Raw genomic sequence first — 22366 nt, 5'->3', positions numbered from 1 at the left:
GGGCGTATCTACGCCCTTTGCTGATTTTATGCTGGTTGCAAACCAATCATTTTGCAATATCAAGTACATTGTCTCGCACACCATTGATTCTGAACCAACCTGCAATACTGAAACGCTCAGCATTGGTCGGTAAAACCTCATGCGGGAATTGCTCAGATAAGAATAAAAGTAAGCGTCCCGATTGAGGAGGGATGGTTGCTATCTTATTATCATTTAGATCGTAAACCACCAATTCACCTGCATCCTTTTCCGTCCAAGATTCGTTCATGTAAAAAACGGTTGTCAATCGACGGTTTTCATTGCCCTTAAAACAATCTAGATGCTTTTGGTAGAAATCCCCTTCCTCGTACTTGGCAAAGTGAGCTTCATACTCAAAAAGCCCCAGAAACAAGTGACGGTTCACTTCTTGGCGTATTTCTTCCATCTTATCTAAGTAAGAAGTAACCGCGTGCCCCATATTGGGCGATAACCATTGAATTTTGTCACTTCGAATTGACTCGATACGAGTCACATCGTCATTACGACCAATACGCGCTTTTTTCCAGTTACTTGGAATGCAGTCTCGCAATTGATCCACTTCTTGTTCAGAAAGAAAATCATCCCAGATGTAGTAACCATGGGTTGCTAACGCATCGATCATTTTATTCATTATTGTCGTTCACTCATATTAGTTGGGCGGTCTATATAAAAAATCTTCAACCCCACAACAAATGCGATTTTTTGTCGAAACGACAACAAAATAAAAAGAGAGTAAAAATAGGTGATGACGAATATAAAAATGCCGCTCATATGAGCGGCAATATCTTTTATTATTGACGAGCTTCTAATCTGGTTGGATGAACTCGCAACGGACTAAGACGTTTAATAGTCGGGCGTTGTTTGTTTTTTAACTGGATATGACAAAGTTCCAGAATTAAGCCAAATGCCATCGCAAAGTACACATAACCTTTGTTGATATGAATTTCGAAGCCTTCTGCCATCAATAAACCACCTAACAAAACGAGGAATAACAAAGCAAGTGTCTTAAAACCAGGGTAACACGACACCAGGTTATTGATTTTTTCGGCTGTCATGACCATCACGATAGCAGACGAAACAATCGCTGCGACCATAAGTGGGACATCACTTGTCAAACCAACGGCGGTTATCACCGAGTCCATCGAGAATACAGCATCCACGGCAACAATCTGCAACAGAACTACCGCTAAACCAGTACGGGCGTGAGTTGAGTGAGCAGACTCGTTGTGATTTAACCAACTCCACAACTCTTTCAGGCTTTTAGCCAAGAGGAATGCACCACCCGCAATCATGATAACGTCTCTTCCGGTAAACGCTTGGTTCGCCAAAGAAAATAGCGGTTGAGTCAATTGCATGATCCAAGAGATTGAAAACACTAAACCAATACGAGCAATAACAGCAAGACCAATACCAAGGTTTCTTGCCAGCTTACGTTGGTGCAGCGGCAGTCTTTCACATAAGACAGAGATAAAAACGACGTTATCAACGCCTAAGACAACTTCAAGCGCAAACAAAGTGGCGAAAATAGCCCAAGCTTCTGGTTGCATAAAAAGTTCTAGCATGAGCATGTCTCCAATAATAAGAAGACATATGGTGAAGGGTTTTGTCGACTAAAGGGGTCGTCCATTAACTATTTATACCTTTGTTACTGAGGGATCATGAGTAAATCACCAAACAATCAACAAAACAATATCTATTTTAATTAACAAGGAACAAGTTTAATTCGTGTACAAATCAATCAACTCCTCCAAATTGATTAAAATTACATAGAAGCTTTAGAATTGAATAAATGAAAGCATTAAAGTCCAACAAAACTAAGATAAATTTCTAGACTTATAAGCACCATCAACCCTTATGCAACCCATTAAATGCATTGAGCTCAAAGAGAAACAGGCGTGTTTCCGAGATAAACAATAGTAAAAATTTGTTTCATGCTGATATACTGCCAAAAATCATAAGAAACCATGCTATTTATGGACTACATTGCTCTTTCGCGTATAAGCCTTAAACATCTAACTGTTTTACATATGTTGTTAACCACTCACAGCGTCACACTTGCGGCAGAACGCTTGTGTGTAACACCATCGAGCGTCAGTAAAACGCTCGGACAGTTGCGCGAAACGCTAAAGGATGACCTTTTTTACCGTGATGGCACTCGCTTAGTGCCGACAGCATTTGCGCTGCATATAGGCCCGTCAATCCATGGCATACTCTCCAGTATGAATGGGTTATTACATCAAGGCTCTTTTAATCCGGCTTACTATCAAGGTAGTTTTTCATTAGCAATGCGTGAAAGTTCGTTTGAGCTCTTTGCGCCAGTTCTACAGCACTTGTCCCAACAACTGAGCAATCACGCGCACTTGAATGTCCATGCGAAAGAGGAAATGAGTTTCGATGCATTAGCAAGAGGTCAAGTGGATTTTTTGTTGCTTCCTCACGATCTCAGCCAACCACCCACACAAAATAAAGACTTGGTATGGAAAACCATTTTGAAAGACGAAATGGTTTGCTTAATGAGAGCATCGAACCCACTCGCTGAGCAACCCTTATCTGTTGAAAGTTACCTTTGTGCAAGACACATCGGTATTCATGATAAAGATCTGTCACAACCTTATTTTGAGCAAAATCTCACCCAAAGGCATTCAAAGCGAAACTTGGCCATGCGTGTAGCCGACTTTGGTTCAGCTGCGGTGATGTGTCAGCACTCGGATTACTTGTTCACATGCTCCAAGCTTTGGGCAAGAGCGGCAATGCAAGCAAAAGGTTTGGTTGAGCAAGCTCTTCCATTCGATTACGGGCAAGTAGCCTACAGCCTCGTTTGGAACAAAGCGAGCTTAAACGATCCCGCTTTAAAATGGTTACAGCAACAATTACTCGACGCTTGCGCCATGTTAGATGCCTGTGATGCTTAAGCATAGATAAACAACGGTACTACGTGAGTACTGTCGGCACTGTGATAGGGTTACTCACGTAGCATCGAAGCTCTGATTTTAAGCGTTCGATATCATGATGAGAGCACATGTCCCAAGTTAACGCCTCCCCCACAACTCCGTGATGTTGAAAGGCATTTAAACGGATAAGCACCGATTCAGGAAGAGTACTCAAGTAACGTCCAATTGCTACGATTTCTATATCTAAATCACTTTTTTGGGGAATATGCAGTAAGCGGACCTCGTACAATTTTTCGTGTTCAGCTAGGTAATGAAGGGTTTTAAATACACGATGATTATCACGCCCAGTTAGCCACTGATGCGTCTCCGTCTGCCACGCTTTCAAATCGATCATTGCGCCATCCAGAAAAGGGAGAATACGCTGCCAACCAGCAACCGCTAAAGAACCGTTACTGTCGATGAAACAAGAGAGGTGCCGTAATTCAGGATCTTGTTTTATCCCTTTAAACAGCTCAATAATGAAAGGAAGTTGTAAGGTAGATTCCCCACCGGATACAGTAACACCACTGATGAAAAAGCGATGTTTGCGTATCAAATCGAGCATTGTTACTACAGAGTAGTCAGTAATTTTTGGATTAGATTGGTTCTGACATATCTCTATACAATGATCGCAGTGGGTGCACTCCTCTTTAAGCCAAACAACGTTGTTGTTTTCGTCGAACTTCAATGCGCCTGCTGAACATTCACTCACACACTCACCACAATGATTACAATGGTTTATCGTGTGAGGATTGTGGCAGTTCAAACACTGATAGTTACAACCCTGTAGAAAGATGACTAGACGATTTCCTGGCCCATCAACACAAGAGAAAGGAAGGATATGAGTGACTTTTGCCAAAAGGCTTCCACTTCGTCTAGACATCTTGTTCTTTCCTAAACCGAACTTATGCCTGCGTGTAAGTCGGTGTTACTTCATGACTCACCACACGTGGTGAGCGTTCTAAAATTTTGGTATTTTTTGCTGCTTCCGCACCTAGAAACGTCGTGTTGGTTCTCGAACCTTCTTTATCATATTTCGCGACATCTGAAAGTTTGATCATGTAGCCTGTCACGCGAATTAAGTCATTTGAAGTGACATTCGCGGTAAACTCACGATAACCAGCATTTAGTGCCCCTTTACATAAATTGAACATCGCTTCTGGGTTAGATTTCACCGTTTCATCAATCGTCAAAATATCGCTGATACCCGCACGATAATACTGATGATGCTTCGCCGTTGCTTGTACATAAGTGACAGGGTCTGGCTCTGCACCATAAGGCAGACGTACACCTGGCGTAGCATCATGATCTAAGCTAATGCCGCCTTGTGCATGTAAGAGCGCTTTGCCATCTAAACCATATTTCACCGGGGTTGAGTCTACCAGTTTAGCCAGTGTTGCTGAAACATCATGAGCAAAAGTATTTGCTCGATCATTTTTTCCGTATCGCCCTATTTGCCCTTCTTTTTCAAATAGAAGGTTTACCGCTTCGGCCATGCCGTACACGCCATACATTGGCGCGAAATAGGACTCTTTTATCAACCCTTCTTGCGTCAAAAAGCCTTGAAAGAAGTTCGATTTTTCATGCAAGTGCGTGCTTCTTGCGTTTATGAGCTCGACCATTAATCGATGGTAAGAAGGCAACGCACTGTTTAAGAAGTCGTTACAGTCTGATGCTCGTTTTGCAACTTCTTTTAAATTCATTCGCACCAATGTGTTCGATCCACCTGCTAATGGAAGCGAGTTGTAGCAACTTACAATACCAAAGCGTGAGCCGTTGTAGGCTTTCGCGTGCATTGGGTAATTGGCGATATGCGGTTTACTGCATTCACAAATGTTCTGTGTCGCTTGACGAAGTAAATCATCAGGTGTAACTGTCTCGTCGTACATAAAGGTGAGATTCGGTGCGATCTGCTTGAGCTCCGCATCTACTTTTAAAACAGTGCGACAAATAATGTTGTCTGTCGGTCCGACATTCACATGCATAAACGCATCTGGCAATGTGCGATCCAGCATGATCCAAAAATGTTTTAACTTTTTGTAAATCTGGCTCTCTGTTAGGTCGCCTATGTAAGGCAACAAGACATCATCTAACTGGCCTAAGTAAACCGGAATGTTCGTTACCGAAGGAACATGATGGTAAATGATGGTCAGCATGTTCAACGCATCATCGAAATCATCAGCCGGAGACAACTCTAAATAGTCTGAGCCTTGCGATAGAAATTTAGCGTAATCAGGCAACACATAGCGAGGTTTAAACGGTGCATGACCTTCAAACATATCGCAGATGATGCCTTCATCCATTGCTTGTCTCAGTGATGGAGATACGGTCATGTAAGGAATGCACGCTTCCGCCTCTAAAGCTAAAAAACTCGACTTCTGTTTTGGAGAAAGACGGACGTCGGTCGCGATATCTAGAAAACGTTGTTGTAGTTTAGAAAGGCTTGTCATCTAAGATATTCCTACAAAGTAACCACAAGCCCACAAGACAAAATACGAGCTCTACCCCTAAAGAGTAACGTGATTTTACTCCTGCTTGGCTGTTGCCACTAATGAAAATAAACAAAACGTCTATTTCCATTCTGGAAATAAGACAAAGCTAAATTAGCGCATTCCAACTTACTATATGGGAAAACCTAACTGCGTACCGAAATCTGTCTTATTTATCGGTTTGCCGTCGACAACATCACGCCTGCACCAATAAATACTCCACCAGTCAAACGATTGAACAACTTCGCCCTTCCAGCGACAAACAACCAATCGGAGGCTTTTACCCCTAACAATGCATAAAATGTTAGCCAGCTAAGCTCAAAAACCACAAATGTAGACGCGAAAATCGCGTATTGAGCCAGTAGCGGTGCGGAAGGTTCAATGAATTGAGGAAACAAAGCGGTGAAAAAGACTATCGCTTTGGGGTTACTAGCGCCAACAATGAAACCACTAGTGAACGCGCTGAACGCTGTCGCGGAACTTTGAGTCGTTGCCGTTTTATTAAAATCTGTCTGAGATGAGCGCAACGCTTGAATACCTAACCAGATTAAATAAGCGGCGCCACACCATTTGATAATATTAAAAACTAACTCAGATGAAGCAATGACAACTCCCAGCCCGGTAAATGAGAGCGTAAGGATGATCGTAATCGCAGACAAACTGCCAAGCGCAGTCATGAAAGCAATACGAAACCCACTACTCACTCCTTTACTTAAACACAACAGTGAGCTTGGTCCTGGTGAAGCTGTGAGCACGAGAATAGCAAGAGTGTAAAAAATCCATGTATCTATTTGCATTGGCATCCCTTCCAGCAAAATGAGGTTTATAGCCCATTGTGTATAGAACTATTTTATCGCCCGGTTTCTATCCATGAAGCCGAGGTCTTAATAACCATCTTGCATCTAAATAACTTAGAAAAAATTAATAGATAGTTATGCAAATAAAATACGATCTACATGCAAGGATGTAAAGCCTGTTGTATAAGCTTATCTATTTCTCTTAATCATAAAAAGGCTTAGGATCGATCTCTAACGATGAAGGCGCGATCGCTCTTTCAATTTTGTACGCACTCGTTTTTAAATCCACCATCGTGACATCAATGTATCGTTTATACTTGCGGGAGTAGAAACATTTCACTTCTGGCTTTAATGCTTGAGATTCATTTGAAGACCAAACAATACCAACACGCCCATCGTTCAACTCGACAATGGAGCCGACGGGGTACATCCCAATGCAATTAATGAATTTGTAAACTAAGTCGGCGTCTAAATGAAATGGCGTTAGACTCAACAAGATTTTAAACGCTTCCGCAGAACTCATGCCTTTTTTGTAACAGCGATCAGCCGTTAGCGCATCGTAGATATCTACAATACAGCTCATACGGCCGTGAATTGGAATCTCCTCCCCCTTCAAGCCTCTAGGATAACCATTGCCATCTAACTTCTCGTGGTGCATCAAACAAACATCACGGCTTACGTCACTAAGTCCTTTTACGTGAAGGATTATCTCACCTGCGAACACTTGATGTAGCTTCATATGTTCAAATTCTTCAGGCGTTAGCTTCGCTGGCTTGTGCAAGATCTTATCATCGACTTTAATTTTACCTACATCATGAATAATGCCACCAACAGCAAGCTGTTTTAGCGTTGGCTTATCCAAGCCCAAGTACTTACCGAATGACACTAAAAGACAAGCGACATTGACGGAGTGTTCCAATAAGTAAGAGTCTTTTTTTCGGAGTGCAGAGACACACTGCAACGCATCTGAGTCAATCAAAACACTTTCAATGACATCGTCAGCCCAAGCTTCTACTTCATCAACTTCAATGATTTTTCCTTCAAAAGTTTGATTCAATAGTTTCTGCGCCAAATCTTTTGCTTCGGCGATCAGCTTTTTGGCTCGCTTGTGTTGGATGTCTCTCGAACGATAAGTTCGTTGACCCCTCTTAAAATCGGAGTGTTTCTGCTCTCGCGTCTCTTTAGTGGCATCAGTTGATTCATCTACAGGCTTGAAGACACACTGCTGCGAAGATAATGTTTGATCTACCCAAACATACTTTACGCCACTTGTAGCAAGCTTCTTAATGCCTTCAGGGCTAGATATCCGCCCTGCATTGGCTAAATTGACGCGCTTGTTGTGCTCTATCGCGGTAACAAACATACCAACGCCGATATCAGCGAGCGCAATTTTGATTGAATTTTTCGGATCGTACTGCATATAAAGAAGGCTTACTCGATATTAACGTCCGCATTATAAGAGATTTGATTACTTGGCGTGATAATAAATTTGAATTGATTACAATTAATGAGCATCCTGTCAATTAATAATCGGTCGCGCTCATTAAGTCCTTTTTGTTATTATGGTTTTATCCAAGATAACATATATACAAATGACGTTAGAAAACAGCACATTGATACCGACACAACTGAAAATAACTTTAGGATAATTATTCATAAATATTTATAGATTGCGGACGGCATCAATAACTGTATTTTATAAATGATTTTTACTGTTGACTATTTTTTATAAATGTCGATGATTAGCCGCCTAATCTTAGTATGTTATTAACCTAGTAGCGCATAAAATGATAGCCAAACAATTTGAACTGACACTTTTGTGATTGTAATGTACGCCAGCAGATCAACTCTATGTTATCAACCCCAACACTCATCTCTGATGCTAAAAGGCTCGAGGAGGAAATATCTTGACCACCATATTTGACCAACAAGTCTCAGATAGTGACCGAGAGTTCCTAAAAATCGTCGAAGAACGATTCATTCATATCTTCGATGTATTTAACGAAGGCCTCTTTTACATGGATGAGTTTGGCACCATGGTATTTTATAACAAGGGCTTTTATGAGCAGCTTGGTATCAACGCTGGTCGAATCAGCTTAGAGCAATGGTTAGACCTTGTTCACCCTCTCGATCGAGAAAGACTCTCCACTCGGGTCGATGCTCACATCATTACCAACAACACGAGGGTCACAACGACCTACCGCGTGCGTAAACCCAATGGACAGTACGTCTGGATTGAAGGCGTAGCCATGACCAAAGAAACAGAACATGGTCATTATATGGTTGGTAGCCACCGTGATATTTCTGAACGCAAGCTGATGGAAAGCTACATTCATCAAGTCGCATTTCATGACAATGCGTCAGGTATGGCTAATCGCGCCCATCTCTTGCTGGATATTGAAGATAGTGTGCGAGCCACTGATTCTTGTGCATCTATCTGTTACATTCAGATAGAAGAGATTAAATCTTACTTAAATCAATATGGCAGCGAGTTGGTCGATGGGTTAGTGGAAAAATTGCTACAAACTCTCAGTCACCTACCTTCTCCAAATAGTTCTGTATATCGCGTACATGATGATGACTTTGCGATTTTGATTCACGATGAATGCTCGGTAGAAACGCTGCAAAGTTACGCCGAAAGTTTAAAGGAAACCTACCACGAGGCAGTGATTGAAGAGGGCCAATACTTAGGAAGTAACATTAGTATTGGTTTGTATCCTTGCATAGATCCAAGTCACTCAGCAGAGGAAATATTACGTAAAGCAGCACGAACTTGTCAGTACGCAAGCGAGCAGAATAAAGACCGTGTTGCGGTTTACAGTGAGAAAACTCAGCATGCCGTAGACCGTTATTTCTTTATTGAGCAAGGTCTAAAAAGTGCACTTGAAAAACAGACATTAAGCGTTAAGTTTCAGCCAATTATTGACGCCAAAAGCTCTAAAGTAGTGAGCTTCGAATCTCTGGTTCGCTGGCGTAGCAAAGAGTTTGGCGAAATTTATCCAGACGAATTCATCCCCGTCGCAGAGAACAAAGGTTTGATTGTCGAACTCGGATATCAAGTCTTTGCCAAAGCGTGTGAATTTATCAAAAACTACCGTGAGCGTTACCAAAACCAAGTTCGTGTAAACGTGAATGTTTCTGTACTTCAGTTAATGAATAGTGAATTCCCTGCGCGAATTAAAGCCATGGCGGATGAGGTTGGTGTCGATCCTGAGTCTATTGTGTTGGAACTAACAGAAACGTTTATTTTGGATAATAATCAGACAGCCATTGCCCCTCTGAATACCCTCAGGGAACTAGGATTTGCACTCTCTCTGGATGACTTTGGATCTGGTTACAGTTCATTAAATAGCTTCTTCGACCTCCCGATGACACAAATCAAAATTGATAGGTCGATGGCGTGGAAAACACTAACCAACCGCTCTTCACAAGAATATCTGAAGTTTCTTATCACTATGTGCCAGGAAAATAATATTGAAGTAGTGATTGAGGGAATTGAAGACGCCAAAATGTGTGAATTTTTTACCGAAATGGGCGTCGATTATCTGCAAGGTTATTGGTTCTCTAAGCCACTTTCTGTTGCCAGTGCAAGCCGCTATTCGTTGAGTTAAGCATACTAGAGCAATATTCCGCACGGCCACGTTAAACATGCTGAACTATTCACTATAGATTTCAGACACTAACTGGCCGTGACGAAAACAAGCTTAATGTCCCCCGATTAACGTAGACGTTCAAACACCACACTCTGATCTAAATGTTCGTGATACTGAGTGTAATCTAAGCCCACATCAAAGATATATTGGGTCACCAGGTTTCTAACGCACTCTATTAATTGGCTTGCTTGCCATGGTTTTTCAAAGTAGCGGTCAATGCCTGCGGAGTTGATCGCATTAATCGTATCGGTGTGCGTCGCTTGCCCGGTAAGAAGCACTTTCCTCGTAAAGCCAAAACGACCGTCCTTTGATACATCGGTCAGCAGCTCTACTCCCGTTTTACCTGGCATCACATGATCGGAAATAATCAATGCGATCATCTCGCCTTCTGCATCAAATTCATCCATCAGTTCTAGAGCCTCACCTGCTGATTCGCAGTCTTCGACATTCAACCACTGATTTAACGGCTCTAAATCTTGTAGAACCGCGCTTAGTACCTCTCGTTGGTCATCAACGCAAATTACATTAAGCTTCTCCATGTTCACCCTCTACTGGTAACTTGATTCTAAAAATCGTTTTTTCACTGTCGCTCTTTACTACAATAGAACCGTTATATCCGGCGATAATGCGCTTCACAATCGACAGACCTAACCCTAAACCAAACGACAATCCCCCCTTTTTAGTGGTGAAGTTTGGCCGGAAAATTTTTCTACGTGTCGCTTCATCAATTTCTGGTCCGTTGTTAGCAATCGTGACCAAAATTTTACCCTTACTCTCCCGAGTATGTATTTCGATACCGGGTTTCTCCGTTTCACCAAGTGCATCGCACGCATTCTTTAATATATTTACCCAAACTTGGACGAGTTCGGTTTGAGAACCAATAAAAGCAGGTAAATCCGCAGGGCTAAAACGAACACTCACTCGTCTTAAGTCACTTTGCAATAGAGCCAAGGCGCGATTGATTGAATCATTGATGTTAATCGCTTCATCCAAGTCGATATCCGTGCGCCCCAATTGTTTTACGGATCGTACAATGCCAACGGTATGTTTAGAGGCAATGCGTAAGTCATGGAGATCTCGTCCCATTTGCCAGAAACGTATCGCTTCTTCTGGTCTTTTTAGCCAATGTTCCGAAAGGAAATTATTTGGAACGGCACGTGCAAGATCACGAGCAACCTCCTTGGTTAAACCGTAGTATTTTTCGAAGTGGCGCCCCCACTTTCTCGCTTCGCTAGAAGAGACTTTCTGCCCTTGCATTAAACCAAAATCAAAAAATTGACTCGCTTCCGGATGAACTTCTTCAAGCAGTTCCATGATAACTGTCTCTAGCCGTTCTGATTTACTGCTTACAACGCCTATCGCATTGTTCAACTCATGAGCAATACCCGCTGCAAGCTGCCCCAACGTTGTCATTTGCTCTGCGGTATGAAGCTTTTGTAGTGCTTTTTCTTTAGCCAATGCCTCTTGCATTGCGCGCCGTTGACGACGAGATAATTCGTTAACCATCACAGGCATAAATTGTGTCGTCAATGGTCCGTATGTCGCCTCTTCCACGGCAGGCGTATCACGCTGTATCCAAGCCAATTCAACATCTGTTTGAGCAATCACTGTCGAAGAGGCAGTCCACGTACCAGAAAAGAAACTATGTACGCCAATAAACGCACCTTGAGACGCAGAAAATACCTGAATCGGTTTCTTGTCATCTTCCGCGTAATAGCCCGCCAGTTCTCCCGACAGCACATAGTACAAGCGATCGTTGTAGCCAGCTTGCTCAATAAGCACCGACCCGGATAAAACCGTTAATCGGCGTTCAAGGTGATTAAAGTAGCGTTGTACTAACGCGTCTAACTTCGTTTCGTACATGGGTTATCCAATATGCCCAACAGTATGTAAAATCCACACCATCACAAAGCTGAGTAATACGCCAATCACGCCTAGCACGGCACCGATACGAGCCATTTGGCCGCTCTCGACATGCCCTGTTGCATGAGCTAACGCGTTTGGTGGCGTACTGATTGGTAACGACATACCGAGTGAAGCAGCAAATGTCACGACCAAGATCAGAGTAACTTCACCGCCGAGAGGCGTTAGCGAAGCCATAGAAGTACCCAGCGCAGCCATAATCGGCATCAGCAAGTTTGCGGTGGCTGTATGCGACATAAAGTTTGCCATTAACAAGCACAAGAAAGCCGCACCAAACAAGACAACATATGGCGAGAACTGATCAAACGGAATGCTGTGTACCACCAGCTTCGCAAGCCCGGTTTTATCTAGAGCAAGGCCCAGAGCAATACCGCCTGACACCAACCAAAGCACATCCCAAGAGATTTTCTTCAAGTCTTCTTTGTTGATGATGCCCGTCAATGAGAACACTGCCACCGGAATTAATGCTACTGTGTAAGAATTCATTCCATGTGCAGAACCCATCAACCAAAGAATAATCGTGCCGGCAAAGGTGACGTAAACCATTATTGCTTTGGGTGTTTTCAAAAACTTGCTTTTAATGTTCAGATCGATGGTGGTTTGTTCGGCTTTATACAAAAAGCCAATCAGAAACCAAGCTAACGCCATCATCACAATAACGAATGGCACACCAAATACCATCCATTCACCAAACGTAATTAAGTTGTCACCAACCAAATATTTTAGGGCGATGGCATTCGGTGGCGTGCCGATTGGAGTACCAATGCCACCAATGTTGGCTGCAACAGGAATACACAAGGCGAATGCAATTCGACCTGGGTCTTTAGGCCCGAAAACCGCTATCACAGGGGTTAAAATGGACAACATCATCGCTGTTGTTGCGGTGTTTGACATAAACATGGAAAAAACAGCGGTGATCAGCATCAACCCCAGCATAACGAACTTTGGTTTTTGTCCAAATGGTTTGAGTAACACTCGGGCTAAGTTGACATCTAACCTGTACTTTGTCGCCGCCATAGCCAAAAAGAAACCGCCGAGGAAGAGCATGATAATCGGACTAGCGAAGGTCGCCATTATCTCGTTGTATTGTAATGGCTCACCAAAATGTGGCTGCCCTTCTTGCAAACGAAAGAGCACAATACCTTTATTTGATACAAGCAATAGCTCTAGGACAATGATCACAACCGAAGTGGCGTAGATTGGAATTGGCTCGAATACCCAGCAAAGTGCGGCAAGCAAGAAGATTGCAATCACTCTTTGCTGGACGATAGTAATGCCATCAAATGGGAACGCAGAGAGAGGCATCAACCAAACAAGCAATGGTATCAATGTTGGAACAACGTATTTGAGATAAGGGCGCATAGTACTACTTCTCTTCCTGAGATGGTTAGCCAGACACATTTGGCGTTTGGAACGCTATTACCCGCCGCAAAACCAAAACTTTCAGACTGTTTTTAAGCCTTCAGAGACGAAATGCGGTAATGGCGTTCCAGAGAAGATTATGTACACTGTTTTCAAACAAAACGTTGGTGCGAGATCAATGAACTCGTTTTCACATTGGAAAACATTTTATATCTGTGTTCAAGCTCACTAAATGCTCACTATTTAAGTTAAATATACTTTTCCATCATAAAGTTAGTTAAGGTTTCTCCCCTAACCTCAACACGTTGTCGAGACTTAACTGTGAAACCCATTTTCTCGTAAAAAGGTCGGGCGGTAATACTCACTTCAGAATACAGTCGTTTTATCCCCTGTACTTTCGCCTGTGAAAAAAGAAAAGACATCAAATCACGACCAACACCTTGTCCTTGGTATTTATGATGGCAAAAGAAATGATCAATCAAGCCGTCACCTTGCAAATCACAATAGCCAACGACCTGCCCTTCTATCTCCGCGACGTATGGTTGAATATCGTCCATTTTTCGTTGCCACACATCGAGGTCAAAATCTGATGGTGCCCAAGCGGAAACTTGTGATTCCGTATAATCGCGACGATTAATGATTCGCACAGTATGGTAAAAGAGTGCCCACAGTGTTGGGGCATCCTCGGTGCGATAGCAGCGTATTGAGAGCATCAATTTCCTCATTCTTATTCAATAAATACTAAGCATTAACGCAAAGTGATACTAGTGAACTCATCATTTTCAATGCCAATCACTAAAGGCTTCCCAATCTGATCACTGTTCATCAGTACGGTTGTATTCAACTCTCGGCTTGATCTGCGTATTTTGCTTTTTCTTATGATATGAACATTCACAATATAATCGGAATACTCCTTTATGATTCCGCCGGAAAATTCTACGTGCTCACTTTCATTGTCTCGGACAACATGAAATTTTCGATTGGCTTGAATATCAGTACTGATGGAGGAGTCACCATAGTTCAGCACAACGGACGTTGGTTCGCTATCTTGATGGGCAAAACAGCCAAATGCGAACATGCTTAATGCGAGTATACTTTTTGATTTAAACATTAATTATTCTATTTCTAGTTATTTTTCTGCTATTTGCATGACCAAACAGCACTTGTTCTGTGAGCGCCTATTGTGCCATAGCTGAACGCTGACTCTAAACGCGCAAAAAGATGAGCGATGAAAATTCCGTCCAAAACAAGCAAATGTGAGGGTCACAAACTCACTCAATCAGTCAAAATCCACTGTAAACCTATGTTTTTTAATGCTTTTAATTAATGTACCCGTGTAAGGAATACATACAACCTCTTACTTTTTCATACGCAACTAGACGAATGAATCGAGAAATACGGCATCGTCTATGCCACATGTTACAAATCGGCTTACCTTATTATTACGTATGAACTGGAATTATGGCACTAACTTCCCTCTCTCTTTTAATAAGGAGAGGATTTCAACAATCAGACTTGCCACGTTTTTATAGCTAAAATCAATAGAGCGTTACCAGCATCGGTTGGTCTAGGAGCAATAAATGAAAGACCCTCTCAACTTTACTCACCATGTAAAAATTTGGCTCATGTCAATCGCGGTTATGCTGGGTGGATGCACTCAAGGAGATTGGCGTACCGCTAGCAGAGAACCTGCGGGTATCGCACCCGATCCTTCCAATGTTAAGCATGCTGTGATTGAGTTTTACGCCGCAGACGCGTTTGGTTGGCGAGGCTGGTTTGCCGTTCATACATGGTTTGCAATAAAGCCTGAAAATGCGAACGAATATACAGTGTATGAAGTAGTCGGCTGGAGAGTGAATCGCGGACAACCCGCTCTATATCAGTACCAAACTGGGACGCCAGATCGATATTGGTATGGTGCAAAACCAGAAAAGATCCTCTCCATACAAGGTGAAAAGGCCCGCCAGCTTATCCCTAAAATACAAAGTGTTATTAACCAATACCCTTGGGCTGAAGAATATACGCTGTTTCCAGGGCCAAATAGCAATACATTTCCGGCTTGGGTGGGTAAACAAATTCCAGAATTAGAGCTGAACTTGCCGTTTCGCGCAATTGGTAGCGGTTACGCCAGCGATTAACAGCAAAGATTAGTCACTGGCTCGTTTTATGTTCAGCATAAAGCGCAATATCTATTGTGCGTCGTCACCCAACTCCGTTCTATTTCTTCCATTATGTTTCGCTTTATACAGTGCATTATCGGCGTCTTTCATTACCGCTTCAATTGGTGTGTCATTGCCTTTCCAGTGAGAAACGCCCAACGAAACCGTGACCTTACCAACCACCTGAAAGTCATGTTGTTCCACGTTGTGTCTAATACGCTCTGCAACATCCATAGCGTGGTTTACGTCTGTTTTTTCCAAAAACATCATAAACTCTTCACCGCCAGAACGACACAGGTGATCATTAGAGCGAGCTTGGTCTTTCATTAACTGCGCAAACTCTCTAAGTAAGTTGTCACCCACGTCATGGCCATAGTTATCGTTTACGCTCTTAAAGTGGTCAATATCTAGCGCCAAAACAGAGAACGCGGTATTTTCCTGCTTAAACAAACCAAGAACTTTATCTAATCCACGTCGATTCAATAATCCAGTCATCGAATCTGTTAATGTATCCAGTTGCAGCTTATCAATGGTTTTTGACACGATACCAAATGCTTTAAGAAAACTAAGCTTCAAATGTGAGACCTCAAAATACCAAGACTTAACCAGTTTGAGATCATCGATAGATGATGAATGTTCTTCGACACCTCGCACAGCACCCGCTAACTGCCAAAGTGGTCTAGAAATAAGAAGGGACAAGAACCAAATTAGCAACAAAGTTAATAAACCAATTGGAATCGACTTAAGGAAAACATTCCACATCTGTTCATCTAGCACAGATAACGTCATCGATTTCGGGCGCTGAGCAACAATTCCCCATCCTGATGACTTTACTGGCGCATAACCAGCAAGCATTTCGACGCCGCGAGAGTTAACAATTTCTTTGTTGCCGCTCTGCCCCATCGTCACCGCTTTGATTGCTTCATTATCGTCGATTACTTCACCAACCCTCGATTGATCTGGGTGATAAATCAGAGTGTTACTCTCATCGACAACGTAAAGGAAAGAACCATCTTTGTATGCGTGCTGGCTGAGTAACTCTGCGAGAATATTTTCTTTTTCTAGATAAATAGTGCCGCCGATATAACCTAAATATTCATTAGATTGAGAAAATATAGGGTATGAGATGGTTAACAAGTAATTTCCAGCGGGCGATATAAATGGTTCAGTAACAACTGGTGCTTGAGCGTTTAAAGATTGGCGTTTTCTTTCACCCACTAACCTTACACCTTTCACCTGAAGTGTTTCAGGTGATACGGAAATAATAACCCCTTTTGCATTAACGACAACCACAGAGTTAAATGATTTGGTTTGCGTTCTTAATCTCTCAGCCTCTTTATCAAGAAGCTGAGCGTCATGCATCTTGTCTTTTAGCACGTTCGCACTGTATTTTAGCTGCGACATTGAGCTTTCTATGAAAGAGTCTGTCATTTCAGACATTTTTTGGGCGTAAACACGGTTTGATTCTAACGTGTTATTGATGATGAGATCCCTTTGAACACGATAAATCGAGTAGAATGCGTTGATCAAAGTGACAAGCACACTGAACACACATAGGGTGACAATAAGATTTCTAAGATTGAGTTTTTCTTTTCTTCTAAAAGACATTGCCAATGGCCAACTTTGAAGGCTTTCTATATGAATGAGCGTATAGGTTATATGAAATTGATTTGATTTTCAGGTAGTAAGTTGGGATCAATGTTAATATTTGCTCACATTAAAGAACACTTTATGAGCTAAAAAGAGAATTCAGTAGCACGATAAAGAACCGTGCTACTTTCATATTTGGCGTTTAAGAGGGTTTTGTCTCTGTCATCGTTTTTAATATATCCACAACTAGCTGATGATCATCTAACTGCGGTAAACCCGATACCGTCACAACCCCAACCAAACCAGACCCAGAAAGCCGAATTGGGAACGCGCCACCATGAGCACAGTACTCACGAGCATCGAGATGAGGCTGATTTTCGAAATCACGTTGCTTTTGCTTGTTGTACAGAGAAAGATAGTAAGAGCTGTGGCCATACCTTAATACTGAGTTTCGCTTCCTACGGACCCAATCTAAATGATCAGCGCAGGTTCCTGCCATCGCGTATTGAAATAGCGTTTGTCCAAAGCCGTAAACCTCAATAGCAACAGCCGCGCCGCGAGCTTCAGCCTCTTCTTTTAGAGCGAGGCCGATAGACCACGCAATATGGTGATTAAATTCCGCCAACTGAAGTTCATGCTCTTGCAGGGCCACGAGTTCAAGCGTCAAACTCATGGTTTCACCTGAATCGTTTTACCCGTTTTACTGCTTTCCAATGCCATCTCAATCAGAGCGATATTCTGTACTGCTTGAGCGGCAGGAACCGGGTTATCAGTGCCCAAACGAATGGCGTCTGCCACACCAACAAAGTAAGCTTGGTACTCGCCTCTCTCCGTTTTGATAGTTTGCGCACCGTCTTCGTCGTAACGGACGCCGTATAACACCTCATCTTCTTCCGACCAAGCATCGTTTTCCGGCAAACGGCCTTCTTTTAAGTAGCCCTCTTGAGGATCTAATCCGAACTTTTCATATTTAGCTTCCGTACCCAATACTTTGTAGCGGAGATTCGGCTCTGGGCTATACAAGTTTGAATGCAAGTGCACAATATGCTCAGGGTAATGAAGTATCAAGTTGTAATAATCAATCGTCGTCGCGCCCGGACGCATCATTCGACATTGTGCGTCTATCGCATCTGGCAAGCCAAACAACACCAATGCTTGATCGAGAAGATGAGGAGCAAGGTCGAATAGAATACCACCACCATCTTGAGCTAGCTCTCGCCAGCGTTGACGAACTTCAGGGCGGTAACGGTCAAAGTGTGACTCGAACAGCTTTATATCACCTAACTTACCTTGTTCGATAAGAGATTTAACCGTGAGAAAGTCTCCATCCCAACGTCTATTGTGAAAAACGCTCAGCACCAGACCTTTCTCTTCCGCCAAGGCGATAAGTTCATTACCATCTTCTATCCGAGTAACAAACGGTTTTTCGACGATGACGTGTTTCCCATTGTTCAACGCACGCTTTGCAAGTTCGTAATGTACGTCATTTGGCGCAGTAATGATTACGAGCTCTGCATCACTATCATCGAGTAAAGTATTCGCATCAGAAAACCACTTAGCATCTGGCCAATCATTTTGAACCGCCTCCTGTTGACGCGAGCTTATCGCGCTCAGCGTTAAATTTGGTAGCGCTTTAATGAAGGGTAAATGAAACGTTTTTGCTGAATATCCGTAACCAATCACAGCGGTTTTTACGGGATCGTAAGCCATTCTAAGATTCCTTATTTCGGTGACACAACAATACATTCAATATCATTGTGATCGAGGAGTTGTTGAAAATCTGATTGAGGAGGATGATCGGTAATAATGATGTCGATCTTTGACAAATCACATACGTGGTGGAAATTGTCGCTACCAATTTTTCGGGATTCACAAACGACGATGACCTGCTGAGCTTGAGCAATCATCGCTTGTTTCATTGTTGCTTCTAACAAACTATTTGTTGTCAGCCCCCGGGATGACAATGCACACACGCCAATGAACGCTTTGTTCACGTGATAATGCTGCATTTGCTGCTCTGCTTGCGCCCCTAAAACTGCTCTGGCATAAGGGTCAAAGTGTCCGCCTAAGAAATAAACGTCCATTGTGTCGTTTGTCTCAGCAGCGGTCAGCACATCAATGCTGTTAGTAACGACGTTGAGCTTGTTTTCTCCACAATGTGCTTTTCCTGCATAGAGTGGGAGCAGAGATAAAATGGTGCTGGTATCAATAACAAGATGGTCGCGCTCATCCAACAACGCTGCGGCAGCTTGAGCCAGTCGATGTTTAACGTCACTCACGGGTCGACTCGCGTATGCCTCGGTATGGGAAGAGATCGGCGCAAGCATGACACCACCTCGTATTCTTTGTAACCCAGGTTGCTGACTCAACTTAACTAAGTCTCGGCGAGCTGAATCTCGCGAGATACCAAAGTACTCACAAACTTCAGACAACGTTACTTTGTTTTGCTGCTCCAGCTTCGCTCTGAGTGCTACGAGTCTTTCTTCTTGTGTCATAACTTAAATTCACTTAAGTGATTTTAAGTGAATTTGCCACAATAATAGAAAAATTACCAACAAAACCACTTACAACCAACTCAATTGACCAAAGGTTAACCAAAGATAAATGAGCAGCAAGGCAAAACTTCCTAGGACGGTACGTTCACTCAGCCCACATAGTTAGGCGTATGAAGTTTATTTATACCCGTTTAAAACAACTGGCTCATCTAGCCCTAACTTCACTCTATTTCTTTTAATAAGCGCTTTTGGTAGTGGAATAAACCCAGCATTTCGTACCTGTTGTGTATTGTGGTCGGTTGTAAGGAGTTCAAATAGCTTTGATTTTTTGATCTTCTGATTAGTGTCGAATTGTTTATTTATATAAACGTAATAGACCACGGAAAATGGATAGCGAAGAGAATAGATGCAATCTGTGCTCAAAGAGCATGAGTCATCGTTATGATGAACAGAGAGAGCCTTGTAGCTCGACCACTGTTCTGAGTATTTAAAATCGGAGTATCGCATATAAGCTTTGGCTGACAAGTCGTCGCTTAAAGCCCGTTTCAATCGGTCTTCATCAAGCATTTGAATCGATGATTGACAACCATTAGAGCTCACACCTGGGTTACTTAAACGCATCTCCCCGAAAGCATACGTATTTGCATCACAGCGTTTCAATTCACTAACGGAAACACTATCTACCGTACTCTTTTGACTATTGATTACGACAATAGCGTTTGCCATTAAAAACAAACGTGTAGGCCTGTGGCCTCTTTCTCGTTGAAATCGGGAGATGTTTTCATCTGACCATTTCTTAGATGTGATCGCAATAGAGGTTCCGTCATTTAGCATGTCGTTAAAACCACCAGACTGAGATGCAAGCGCTACATTTACACTTGGCTCATCTATCAATGTTTCTATCGTTTCTAGTATCTCTGGCTCGACAAAAATCGATGTTCGAGCCTCAGAGTCAGAAAATGCCAGCGGTGAAATCAAACATGAAGCTAGAGCAAAGAAAGGCAATACTTTAATTTTCATAATTCAACTCCAACTTCGAATTAGGTGTCAACTCGCTGTCCGAACTAAATATAGTCCACGCTTGTTCAGTACTTTCAGCTTTCGTGTTTACAACAGCAATTGTGCGCCTTTCCCGTTTTTTTAGTTGTACCGTCAATGCCGTATTCTGATAAAACTCTTGCTCTTCAATTCGATTATCTTGAATGCCGTTTCTCACTAGCAATTTTCGTATAGCTGCCGTTCTTTTCTTTGCCAACGCTTTGTTGTATTCGAGTGACGCTTCAGGGCTTGTGTCTCCTATCAGTATGACTTGCGCATTTGGGTTACTCTGAAGCAGTGCTTTCAATTCGCTTAGCGGCATATCATGAAATGGCGTTACCTGATGCTCATCCATCGCAAAGAAAAAACTGATCAGGTGTGTCTGCGAGTCGTTGACCCAATTCGCACAGCCTTCACTGTCAACAACGACACCTTTTGGCGTATCTGCGCAGTTATCTCGTTGGTTTATCACGCCATCACTATCATTGTCTTTAAGGTCGTTGTACTGGTAAGTGGTCAACGTCGTATTCGGTGATTCAGCACAGCCTGCTAACATAAAAACTAGAAGACTCGTCACTGCGAATTTATCCATTATTGTTCTCCTTCCAGTTCTCTGGATACTCAACTCGCAACGCATAAGTCAGAATCCCCATCGAGTTGAATAAACGGTAAGTGGCAACCAAATGATCGTACTTTGTTCGGGTATAGTTCCGTCTCGCAACAAACGTTTCAACTTTGGCATCTAATACATCTAACAAACTGCGTCGCCCTACATTGAACTGCTGGATGTACCCTAATTCAGTTACTTTCGCCGCATCAACGTTGACTTTTAAATACTCCATTTGCTGTTGAAGCAATGTATGTGCGTCCCATGCTAGCCTTACACCTTCATTCGCATCTAGTTCTGCATTTGCTCGAATAGCCCTCGCCTCCTCTACTCTCCAGGCGGATGACTCCACTCGGGAGTCTGTAGAAAAGCCGTTAAAAAGATCGTAGTTGACCGTCAGCATAACCTTTGCATCTTCGTTAATGCCTTCAATATTATCCACGTTGTCTGTTTTGTTGGCTGACAGCTCAAGCTTGAGCTCTGGGTAGTAATCCCCCTTTTCTCTTTTTACTTCATGTCGAGCCGCCTCTAAATCTTTCATCGCTGACTGTATGGATGGGTGCAACCTAACCGCTTGTTTGAGTGCTTCGTCAAGCTTATTCGGAAGCAACTCCTGCGGGTAAACAGGTTCAACTAAGTTTTGCGGCGCTCGACCAACCAAACGTACAAATCTTGTTCTAGCATCGGAAAGATTGTTTTGGGCGGCAATCAATGAGGACTGTGTTGTCGCGACACGCGAAGAAACCTGCGCTAAGTCGGAGTTGCTGGTTAAACCTTTTTCTTTTTTATCTAGAATGAAACGGTAGATCTCTTGGTGTTCATTTAGGTTTCTTTCTGTCAGTTTCATCAACTCTCGGGCATGTAAAACATCCACATACGCTCTGACAGTATCTAATGCAACATTTTCCGCAGATGCCAATAAGTCCAAGCGTTCAGCTTCAGCCTCGTAAGATAGGCGATCAACATCAGCACTTGTTTTAAATCCATCAAATAACAGTTGGGAGATTCTTACGCCCATCTCCGTTCTTTCTAATGTTCTATCTTCACTGTCGATGTAGTTTCCGTTGTTATATCGAGTACCTTCGTACCCTGCTGCTGCATACAAATTAACCTGAGGAAGAAATGAACCATTTATGGCATTTCGGTCTCGTACCATCGACTCATAGCGAGAATAGCGAGCAAGCAAACTGGGGGAGCTATCGAGAGATAACGTAACTGACTCTTCTAAAGTCAAAGCGTTTGGCGACGATGATACTGCAAACAAGACCAATAACGTTGATTTAAGCCGCATCTTATATCCTTATG

At 42.7% G+C, this 22366-nt stretch carries 21 protein-coding genes; 3 read left to right on the top strand and 18 right to left on the bottom strand.

All coding sequences use genetic code 11. The features are described 5' to 3' along the window. Positions 1 to 46 precede the first annotated feature (46 nt). Together IJ23_RS02330 and IJ23_RS02325 are read right to left on the bottom strand one after the other, a co-directional pair. Positions 47 to 649: a 2OG-Fe(II) oxygenase gene (locus IJ23_RS02330; RefSeq protein ID WP_033905235.1), complete on the bottom strand. Its 603-nt coding sequence runs from the start codon at positions 647 to 649 to the stop codon at positions 47 to 49. A 160-nt stretch (positions 650 to 809) separates the two neighbouring features. Beyond that, complete coding sequence (locus IJ23_RS02325) at positions 810 to 1580, bottom strand: TerC family protein (protein WP_005377734.1); 771 nt, start codon at positions 1578 to 1580, stop codon at positions 810 to 812. Between the two features lie 411 nt (positions 1581 to 1991). Here IJ23_RS02325 and IJ23_RS02320 point away from each other — a divergent pair, with 411 nt between their 5' ends. Continuing rightward, positions 1992 to 2930, top strand: a complete 939-nt coding sequence (locus IJ23_RS02320) for a LysR family transcriptional regulator (protein WP_005377737.1) — start codon at positions 1992 to 1994, stop codon at positions 2928 to 2930. 19 nt (positions 2931 to 2949) lie between these two features. On the opposite strand, the gene IJ23_RS02315 is transcribed toward IJ23_RS02320, so the two are convergent. The 4 genes from IJ23_RS02315 to IJ23_RS02300 all read right to left on the bottom strand — a co-directional run bounded on the left by IJ23_RS02315 (position 2950) and on the right by IJ23_RS02300 (position 7654). Beyond that, the gene (locus tag IJ23_RS02315) at positions 2950 to 3831 is read right to left on the bottom strand and encodes a YjjW family glycine radical enzyme activase (protein WP_033905234.1); all 882 of its coding nucleotides are present in this window, start codon (positions 3829 to 3831) and stop codon (positions 2950 to 2952) included. Between the two features lie 22 nt (positions 3832 to 3853). Next, positions 3854 to 5398, bottom strand: coding sequence for a YjjI family glycine radical enzyme (locus IJ23_RS02310; protein ID WP_033905232.1), 1545 nt, complete (start codon positions 5396 to 5398; stop codon positions 3854 to 3856). A 212-nt stretch (positions 5399 to 5610) separates the two neighbouring features. Further along, entirely contained in the window at positions 5611 to 6234 is a 624-nt protein-coding gene (locus tag IJ23_RS02305) for a LysE family translocator (protein WP_005377741.1), read from the bottom strand. A gap of 202 nt (positions 6235 to 6436) precedes the next feature. Continuing rightward, positions 6437 to 7654 carry an HD-GYP domain-containing protein gene (locus tag IJ23_RS02300; RefSeq protein WP_025766705.1) on the bottom strand — a complete coding sequence of 406 codons (1218 nt, stop codon included), beginning with the start codon at positions 7652 to 7654 and terminating at the stop codon, positions 6437 to 6439. Positions 7655 to 8141: 487 nt separating this feature from the next. Between IJ23_RS02300 and IJ23_RS02295 the strand changes: the two genes are divergently transcribed. Next, positions 8142 to 9845, top strand: a complete 1704-nt coding sequence (locus IJ23_RS02295; RefSeq protein ID WP_005377743.1) for a putative bifunctional diguanylate cyclase/phosphodiesterase — start codon at positions 8142 to 8144, stop codon at positions 9843 to 9845. A gap of 107 nt (positions 9846 to 9952) precedes the next feature. Here the strand turns inward: IJ23_RS02295 and IJ23_RS02290 are convergent, their stop codons facing one another. The 5 genes from IJ23_RS02290 to IJ23_RS02270 all read right to left on the bottom strand — a co-directional run bounded on the left by IJ23_RS02290 (position 9953) and on the right by IJ23_RS02270 (position 14283). Further along, entirely contained in the window at positions 9953 to 10426 is a 474-nt protein-coding gene (locus IJ23_RS02290) for a response regulator (RefSeq protein ID WP_005377744.1), read from the bottom strand. Continuing rightward, positions 10413 to 11750: a sensor histidine kinase gene (locus IJ23_RS02285; RefSeq protein WP_005377745.1), complete on the bottom strand. Its 1338-nt coding sequence runs from the start codon at positions 11748 to 11750 to the stop codon at positions 10413 to 10415. Before IJ23_RS02285 ends, IJ23_RS02290 begins: the two co-directional genes overlap by 14 nt. Before the next feature lie 3 nt (positions 11751 to 11753). Continuing rightward, the gene (locus IJ23_RS02280) at positions 11754 to 13172 is read right to left on the bottom strand and encodes an SLC13 family permease (protein WP_033905231.1); all 1419 of its coding nucleotides are present in this window, start codon (positions 13170 to 13172) and stop codon (positions 11754 to 11756) included. Between the two features lie 248 nt (positions 13173 to 13420). Beyond that, positions 13421 to 13885, bottom strand: a complete 465-nt coding sequence (locus IJ23_RS02275; RefSeq protein ID WP_033905230.1) for a GNAT family N-acetyltransferase — start codon at positions 13883 to 13885, stop codon at positions 13421 to 13423. 35 nt (positions 13886 to 13920) lie between these two features. Continuing rightward, positions 13921 to 14283, bottom strand: a complete 363-nt coding sequence (locus IJ23_RS02270) for a hypothetical protein (protein ID WP_050550049.1) — start codon at positions 14281 to 14283, stop codon at positions 13921 to 13923. A 469-nt stretch (positions 14284 to 14752) separates the two neighbouring features. On the opposite strand from IJ23_RS02270, the gene IJ23_RS02265 reads away from it, so the two are divergent. After that, positions 14753 to 15310 (top strand): DUF3750 domain-containing protein, encoded by a 558-nt coding sequence (locus IJ23_RS02265; RefSeq protein ID WP_033905229.1) that lies wholly within the window; start codon positions 14753 to 14755, stop codon positions 15308 to 15310. Positions 15311 to 15361: 51 nt separating this feature from the next. Here the strand turns inward: IJ23_RS02265 and IJ23_RS02260 are convergent, their stop codons facing one another. The 7 genes from IJ23_RS02260 to IJ23_RS02230 all read right to left on the bottom strand — a co-directional run bounded on the left by IJ23_RS02260 (position 15362) and on the right by IJ23_RS02230 (position 22352). Then, on the bottom strand, positions 15362 to 16939 hold the full coding sequence (locus tag IJ23_RS02260; RefSeq protein ID WP_005389121.1) for a sensor domain-containing diguanylate cyclase: 1578 nt from the start codon (positions 16937 to 16939) through the stop codon (positions 15362 to 15364). Between the two features lie 184 nt (positions 16940 to 17123). Then, on the bottom strand, positions 17124 to 17594 hold the full coding sequence (locus IJ23_RS02255) for a heme-degrading domain-containing protein (RefSeq protein ID WP_033905228.1): 471 nt from the start codon (positions 17592 to 17594) through the stop codon (positions 17124 to 17126). After that, positions 17591 to 18631: an oxidoreductase gene (locus IJ23_RS02250; RefSeq protein WP_033905227.1), complete on the bottom strand. Its 1041-nt coding sequence runs from the start codon at positions 18629 to 18631 to the stop codon at positions 17591 to 17593. The genes IJ23_RS02255 and IJ23_RS02250 overlap by 4 nt, the downstream gene beginning before the upstream one ends. An 11-nt stretch (positions 18632 to 18642) precedes the next feature. After that, positions 18643 to 19416 (bottom strand): DeoR/GlpR family DNA-binding transcription regulator, encoded by a 774-nt coding sequence (locus tag IJ23_RS02245; RefSeq protein ID WP_033905226.1) that lies wholly within the window; start codon positions 19414 to 19416, stop codon positions 18643 to 18645. Between the two features lie 177 nt (positions 19417 to 19593). Then, positions 19594 to 20436 (bottom strand): hypothetical protein, encoded by an 843-nt coding sequence (locus tag IJ23_RS02240; RefSeq protein WP_033905225.1) that lies wholly within the window; start codon positions 20434 to 20436, stop codon positions 19594 to 19596. After that, positions 20426 to 21046 (bottom strand): OmpA family protein, encoded by a 621-nt coding sequence (locus IJ23_RS02235; protein ID WP_033905224.1) that lies wholly within the window; start codon positions 21044 to 21046, stop codon positions 20426 to 20428. Before IJ23_RS02235 ends, IJ23_RS02240 begins: the two co-directional genes overlap by 11 nt. Beyond that, on the bottom strand, positions 21039 to 22352 hold the full coding sequence (locus tag IJ23_RS02230) for a TolC family outer membrane protein (protein WP_033905223.1): 1314 nt from the start codon (positions 22350 to 22352) through the stop codon (positions 21039 to 21041). The genes IJ23_RS02235 and IJ23_RS02230 overlap by 8 nt, the downstream gene beginning before the upstream one ends. Positions 22353 to 22366: the final 14 nt, after the last annotated feature.

The organism is Vibrio sp. OY15, from assembly GCF_000742455.1.
GTDB classification, from domain to species: domain Bacteria; phylum Pseudomonadota; class Gammaproteobacteria; order Enterobacterales; family Vibrionaceae; genus Vibrio; species Vibrio alginolyticus.
The sequence above is the reverse complement of the archived record's forward strand: the minus strand, read 5'-3'. Positions and strand labels throughout refer to the sequence as shown.

What these genes read in the sequence shown, in the direction of transcription:
- IJ23_RS02330 (WP_033905235.1), bottom strand. Translation starts at nt 649, where the DNA reads ATGAATAAAATGATCGATGCGTTAGCAACCCATGGTTACTACATCTGG.
- IJ23_RS02325 (WP_005377734.1), bottom strand. Translation starts at nt 1,580, where the DNA reads ATGCTAGAACTTTTTATGCAACCAGAAGCTTGGGCTATTTTCGCCACT.
- IJ23_RS02320 (WP_005377737.1), top strand. Translation starts at nt 1,992, where the DNA reads ATGGACTACATTGCTCTTTCGCGTATAAGCCTTAAACATCTAACTGTT.
- IJ23_RS02315 (WP_033905234.1), bottom strand. Translation starts at nt 3,831, where the DNA reads ATGTCTAGACGAAGTGGAAGCCTTTTGGCAAAAGTCACTCATATCCTT.
- IJ23_RS02310 (WP_033905232.1), bottom strand. Translation starts at nt 5,398, where the DNA reads ATGACAAGCCTTTCTAAACTACAACAACGTTTTCTAGATATCGCGACC.
- IJ23_RS02305 (WP_005377741.1), bottom strand. Translation starts at nt 6,234, where the DNA reads ATGCAAATAGATACATGGATTTTTTACACTCTTGCTATTCTCGTGCTC.
- IJ23_RS02300 (WP_025766705.1), bottom strand. Translation starts at nt 7,654, where the DNA reads ATGCAGTACGATCCGAAAAATTCAATCAAAATTGCGCTCGCTGATATC.
- IJ23_RS02290 (WP_005377744.1), bottom strand. Translation starts at nt 10,426, where the DNA reads ATGGAGAAGCTTAATGTAATTTGCGTTGATGACCAACGAGAGGTACTA.
- IJ23_RS02285 (WP_005377745.1), bottom strand. Translation starts at nt 11,750, where the DNA reads ATGTACGAAACGAAGTTAGACGCGTTAGTACAACGCTACTTTAATCAC.
- IJ23_RS02280 (WP_033905231.1), bottom strand. Translation starts at nt 13,172, where the DNA reads ATGCGCCCTTATCTCAAATACGTTGTTCCAACATTGATACCATTGCTT.
- IJ23_RS02275 (WP_033905230.1), bottom strand. Translation starts at nt 13,885, where the DNA reads ATGCTCTCAATACGCTGCTATCGCACCGAGGATGCCCCAACACTGTGG.
- IJ23_RS02270 (WP_050550049.1), bottom strand. Translation starts at nt 14,283, where the DNA reads ATGTTTAAATCAAAAAGTATACTCGCATTAAGCATGTTCGCATTTGGC.
- IJ23_RS02265 (WP_033905229.1), top strand. Translation starts at nt 14,753, where the DNA reads ATGAAAGACCCTCTCAACTTTACTCACCATGTAAAAATTTGGCTCATG.
- IJ23_RS02260 (WP_005389121.1), bottom strand. Translation starts at nt 16,939, where the DNA reads ATGTCTTTTAGAAGAAAAGAAAAACTCAATCTTAGAAATCTTATTGTC.
- IJ23_RS02255 (WP_033905228.1), bottom strand. Translation starts at nt 17,594, where the DNA reads ATGAGTTTGACGCTTGAACTCGTGGCCCTGCAAGAGCATGAACTTCAG.
- IJ23_RS02250 (WP_033905227.1), bottom strand. Translation starts at nt 18,631, where the DNA reads ATGGCTTACGATCCCGTAAAAACCGCTGTGATTGGTTACGGATATTCA.
- IJ23_RS02245 (WP_033905226.1), bottom strand. Translation starts at nt 19,416, where the DNA reads ATGACACAAGAAGAAAGACTCGTAGCACTCAGAGCGAAGCTGGAGCAG.
- IJ23_RS02240 (WP_033905225.1), bottom strand. Translation starts at nt 20,436, where the DNA reads ATGAAAATTAAAGTATTGCCTTTCTTTGCTCTAGCTTCATGTTTGATT.
- IJ23_RS02235 (WP_033905224.1), bottom strand. Translation starts at nt 21,046, where the DNA reads ATGGATAAATTCGCAGTGACGAGTCTTCTAGTTTTTATGTTAGCAGGC.
- IJ23_RS02230 (WP_033905223.1), bottom strand. Translation starts at nt 22,352, where the DNA reads ATGCGGCTTAAATCAACGTTATTGGTCTTGTTTGCAGTATCATCGTCG.